The organism is Mycobacterium sp., from assembly GCF_052144515.1.
Classification (GTDB): domain Bacteria; phylum Actinomycetota; class Actinomycetes; order Mycobacteriales; family Mycobacteriaceae; genus Mycobacterium.
The window spans coordinates 1-4,896 of sequence record NZ_JBKQQD010000003.1; the positions used below are offsets into that span (position 1 = coordinate 1).

5 protein-coding genes are annotated in these 4,896 nt (G+C 61.3%); 2 read left to right on the forward strand and 3 right to left on the reverse strand.

The window, feature by feature from the left end; genetic code table 11:
• The 3 genes from ACLP9N_RS00060 to ACLP9N_RS00070 all read right to left on the reverse strand — a co-directional run.
• Positions 1-2,483 (reverse strand): MMPL/RND family transporter (locus ACLP9N_RS00060; protein ID WP_442405487.1); only part of this gene is annotated, 2,483 nt, incomplete at its 3' end.
• Positions 2,480-2,923: an MmpS family transport accessory protein gene (locus ACLP9N_RS00065; RefSeq protein WP_442405488.1), complete on the reverse strand. Its 444-nt coding sequence runs from the start codon at positions 2,921-2,923 to the stop codon at positions 2,480-2,482. The genes ACLP9N_RS00060 and ACLP9N_RS00065, both read right to left, overlap by 4 nt.
• A gap of 150 nt (positions 2,924-3,073) precedes the next feature.
• Positions 3,074-3,781, reverse strand: coding sequence for a TetR family transcriptional regulator (locus ACLP9N_RS00070; RefSeq protein ID WP_442405489.1), 708 nt, complete (start codon positions 3,779-3,781; stop codon positions 3,074-3,076).
• A 239-nt stretch (positions 3,782-4,020) separates the two neighbouring features.
• On the opposite strand from ACLP9N_RS00070, the gene ACLP9N_RS00075 reads away from it, so the two are divergent.
• Both ACLP9N_RS00075 and ACLP9N_RS00080 read left to right on the forward strand, forming a co-directional pair.
• Positions 4,021-4,443, forward strand: coding sequence for an MmpS family protein (locus ACLP9N_RS00075; RefSeq protein WP_442405490.1), 423 nt, complete (start codon positions 4,021-4,023; stop codon positions 4,441-4,443).
• A gap of 59 nt (positions 4,444-4,502) precedes the next feature.
• Positions 4,503-4,896, forward strand: a 394-nt coding sequence (locus ACLP9N_RS00080) for an MMPL family transporter (protein ID WP_442405491.1), incomplete at its 3' end; no start/stop codon positions are given.

Here is a 4,896-nt window from a genome sequence, read left to right on the forward strand (position 1 = left end):
CGAATGCCCAGGATGTCCTGCCAGACCAGCACCGAGAGGCCGAATGAGGCCCCCAACGAAAGCAGTACCGTCCCCACGATGGTGATCGCGGCAACCAGGCTCCGGGTGATGATCAACATGATGATCAGGATGAGACTGGCCGCCGATATCCCGGCAATCATCAGGTCGTATTTGGATCCGTCACGCATGTCCTTGTAGACCGCGGCCGTGCCGCCGAGCCAAATCTTGGCACCCTCCAGTGGCGTTCCCTTGATGGCTTCCTTCGCCGCAGTCCTGATCGGATCGACGTGTGAAATGCCTTCGGGCGTCGCGGGAGGGACGTCATGGGAGATGATGAACCGAGCGGCGTGGCCGTCGGGCGAGAGGAACATCTTCAGACCGCGCTTGAAGTCGGGGTTGTCGAAGACCTCCGGCGGAATGTAGAACGAGTCGTCGTTCTTGGCCGCGTCGAATGCCTGACCCATGGCGGTGGAGTTCTGGCTCATCACGTCCATCTGGTCATACATCGAGTTCATCGAGCTGTGCATCGTCAGCATCATCGTCTTCATCGTCGTCATGGTCGCGATCATCGGCGGCATCTGCGCGAGCATCTGCGGCAACAACGCATCCAGTTTGGCTATGTCGTCCGTAAGATAAGTGAACTTTTCGGTGATCTGATCCAGACCGTCGAGCGCGTCGAAGATAGATCTGAGCGCCCAACAGCCGGGGATGTCGAAGCAGTGTTTCTCCCAGTAGAAGTAGGCGCGGATCGGCCGGAAGAAGTCATCGAAATTGGCGATGTTGTCGCGCAATGTGTTTGTCACATCCAGCATTTCATGCGTCAGGCCGTCCATGTGGTGGGTGACCGCGGCCATCTTCGCGGTGATGTCGTACATGCGCTGCATGGTGTCGATGGACTGCTGCATCGCATCGGCCTGCTTCAGCATGTCCGCCATGCGCTTCTTCATATACTCCTGGTTCTCGACCTGCGTCGTGTTCTGCATGCTGATCTGGAACGGGATCGAGGTGTGCTCGATCGGCGCTCCCAGCGGCCTCGTTATCGTCTGGACGCGAGCGACGCCGGGGATATGGAAGATGCCCCTGGCGATCCTGTCCAGCACCAACATGTTCGCCGGATTCCGCATATCGTGATCTGTCTCGATCATCAGCAGTTCCGGATTCATCCGGGCGTTGGAGAAATGCCGCTCCGCGGCCTCATATCCGACGACCGCCTTCGTGCTCTCAGGCAGATAATCGCGGTTGTCGTAATCCGTCTTATACCCGGGCAGCGCGAGCAACCCGATGAGCGCGATGGCGATCGACACGGCCAGAATCGGCCCGGGCCACCGGACAATGGCGGTGCCCACGCGCCGCCAGCCCCGCGTCCGCATCGCCCGCTTCGGGTCGAACAGGCCGAACCGACTCCCCACCGTCAACACGGCCGGGCCCAGCGTGAGCGCCGCAAGCACGGCGACAAGTGTCCCCACCGCGCACGGGACGCCAAGGCTCTGGAAATACGGAAGCCGGGTGAAACTGAGGCAATACATCGCACCGGCGATGGTCAAGCCGGAGCCCAGGACCACGTGCGCGGTCCCGTGGAACATGGTGAAGAAGGCCTGTTCTCGGTCCTCGCCGAGCGACCGCGCCTCCTGATACCGGCCCAGCACGAAGATCGCGTAGTCGGTACTCGCCGCGATCACCATCAACACCAGCAGATTCACCGCGAAGGTCGATAGGCCGATGAACTCGTTATTGGCCAGAAACGCGACAACCTGCCGCGCCGCGAACAGTTCGAGCACCACCATCAGCAGGGTGATCAAGACGGTGACGATCGAGCGGTAGACCCACAGCAGCATCACGATGATCACGACGAACGTGAGCATGGTGACCAAGATGACGCCCTTCTCGCCGGCCGCCGACTGATCGGCGGTCAGGGCCGCCGCGCCGGTCACATAGGCCTTGACCCCGGGCGGCGGAGGCGTTTGCTCCACCAGCTTGCGGACCGATTTGACGGAATCATTGGCCTTGGTCTCGCCCTGATTACCCCTGAGATACACCTGCACATAGGCGGCTTTACCGTCCGAGCTCTGCGAGCCGGCCGCCGTCAGCGGATCCCCCCAGAAGTCCTGCACGTGCTCGACGTGCGCCGTGTCCGCCTCCAGCTTCTTGATCAGCTGGTCGTAGTAGTGGTGCGCGTCATCGCCGAGCGGCTGGCTGCCCTCGAGGACGATCATGATCGCGCTGTCGCTGTCGAATTCGTTGAACACCTTGCCGACGCGCTGCATCGCCTGCATCGACGCCGCCTCTTTCGGACTCATCGATACGGTGTGTTCCTTACCGACCTTGTCCAAAGAGGGCACGAACATGCTGAGGCATACGACGAGCCCGACCCAGACCAGGATTATCAGCGGCGCGAACTTGTGCACCGACCGCGCAAACCACGGCATGTGTGGGAGGCCCACGGCTTCGTTTTTGGGCCCCTTAACGGGCTCAGTCGTGGTCATGCGGACTTCACTATGCAGAAGGTTTCGGCGTTCACTCCGTTGACCGACCTTTCGTCCTTGACTACGTCATTCACGATGATTCGGCAGCCGATCTGGTCACCGTCGGTCTGCGCGACCACGTTGACGCTCACCGACGGCAGCGTCGTGATGACCGACAGCGTCCAGGGCAGGGGCACGTTGTCTATCCGCCGCGGCTGGGCGTTGATGTCCAGGTAGTTGATGTTCGCGGTGGACCCGGCCCCGTAGACCTCATAGACCACGTGCTTGGGATTGAACGGCTTGATGTCATCGGCGCTGCCGCTGGTAATCGGGCGGTTGTCGTGACTTCCGAAGACGCTGCGCAGCCGAGTGACGACGAACCCCGCCACCAGAATTACGGCCAGGATGACCAAGGCGATCCATGCTTTTTTCACCGCGTTGGCAACTGCAGTCTTAACCATCGAATCACCTCCCGCTCACCGGGCGCATATGCGCCCATTTGATTGCTTCATAAGACACGCGAAAACGCCCGCCGCCGTGGTTATCCCACTGTTTGCTTTGGTGCGCTAAGTACCTTAGCCGCAGCTGCGGACCCGCGCGCAATACGGTCCTCACGTCCCACCTTCTTCGATTGCGGGCGATCCGGAGCTCAGACCGATACAGGTCGCGGTGAGCACTCGGGCCAGCGCGGACGCGAAATCGATATTCCACTCGGGCGGCAAGGATTCCGGTTCCTCGGCGTAGACGTCAGACAGTCGCTCCGGGGGGTTGGCGATCTGCCAGAAAGCTGCGGCCAAAGAATAAGCGGCGATCAACATGTCGAAGGCGCCCGAACGCCCCAGCACGGGTAACGCGCGCTCGATCGCGTCGGCCAGCGCGATCGCGGCGGCGGCGATGGTCCGCCTGATCTCGACAACCCTTTCGGGATCCACCTCGTGCTCGAGGTGCAGGTGCAGGTTGGCCAGCAGATCACAAAACAGCGGGTCCGCGGCCAGAGCGTTGGCCAGCGTCTCAGCGACCCGCGGCGGCGACATCGGGCCCGGCTCGGCCAACTTTTCGCACACAGTGCCCGACCATCGCACCCAACCTTCGGCGGCGAGGTGCAGCAGTACCTCTTTGTGGGAAGTGAAGTAGCGGCGCACCGCGGAGTAATGGATACCGGCGCGGCCGGCGACGGCGGTCAGCGTTACCGACGCGACACCGGTCTCGACTGCCAGTGATCGCGCGGCCTCGACGAGCGCCGCCGCACGTCGGCGCTTGTTTTCTTCCGTCCGGGCACGCTGAAACGTCAGGGGCGCCACCGGCTGAGGATAACGCACATCATGTGATTTGTATAACGCACATCATGTGATTTGTTGGCAGATCGAGCGGATGCAAGGGCTCTGTTACGCACGTGATATGCGTTACACTTCAGGCGGGCCAGAGGAAGGAATCGGAGCACCGCCAGGCCCATGATTTACTTAGGCAAGGCTTAGTTGCGGTGAAGGCAAGCGGTCGGCGCGACGAACCCGTCCGCGAAGAGGAATGCCGACCGGTAAGGGGATGTCATATTTTCAAGGTGCTGTCCCGGACGTGGATCCCACTGGTCATTTTGGCGGTGGCGGTCGCCGGCGGATTCGTCGTGGACCGAGTCCACGGCTACTTCGGTTCCGAAAAGCGCGCATCGTATGCCGACAGCAACCTGGAGAGCGCCAAGCCGTTCAACCCGAAAGAAATCTCCTACGAAGTCTTCGGCCCACCCGGAACAACCGCCGACATCAGCTATTTCGACGTCAACTCTGATCCGAAGCGTGTCGATGGGGCACCGTTGCCCTGGTCGCTACACATCACCACCACGAAAGCGGCGATGATGGGAGACCTCGTGGCACAAGGAAATAGCGACAGCATTGGTTGCCGCATCGTGGTGGACGGCGTCGTCAAAGCAGAGAAAATCTCCAACGAGGTCAACGCCTTCACCTTCTGCCTGGTGAAGTCCGAGTGAGTACCACGTTCGCCCGACTGCCCGGGGACACGCATGCCGAACGGCCCTTCATCGCAAGGATGCTGCACACCCTCGCGATACCGATCATCCTGTTCTGGCTGGCAATTGCCGTCATCCTCAGTGTGTTCGTCCCATCGCTGGAAGATGTCGGCCAAGAGCGGTCGGTATCCCTGAGCCCTAACGACGCGCCATCGATGGTGGCGATGAAACACATCGGCCACGCGTTCAACGAAGGAGAAACCGACAGTGTGGCGATGATCGTCCTCGAGGGCGAGCAGCCCCTGGGTGACGACGCCCACAAGTTCTACGACACCCTGATGCGCAAGCTGCGCGAAGACAAGGTGCACGTGCTGAGCATCCAGGACTTCTGGGGGGATCCACTCACGGCGGCGGGCGCACAAAGCAACGACGGCAAGGCCGTAACCGTCCAGGTGAATCTCGCCGGTAACCAAG

Bases quoted from the DNA above. Each gene is read 5' to 3' on its own strand.
- ACLP9N_RS00065 (WP_442405488.1), bottom strand. From the start codon at position 2,923: ATGGTTAAGACTGCAGTTGCCAACGCGGTGAAAAAAGCATGGATCGCC.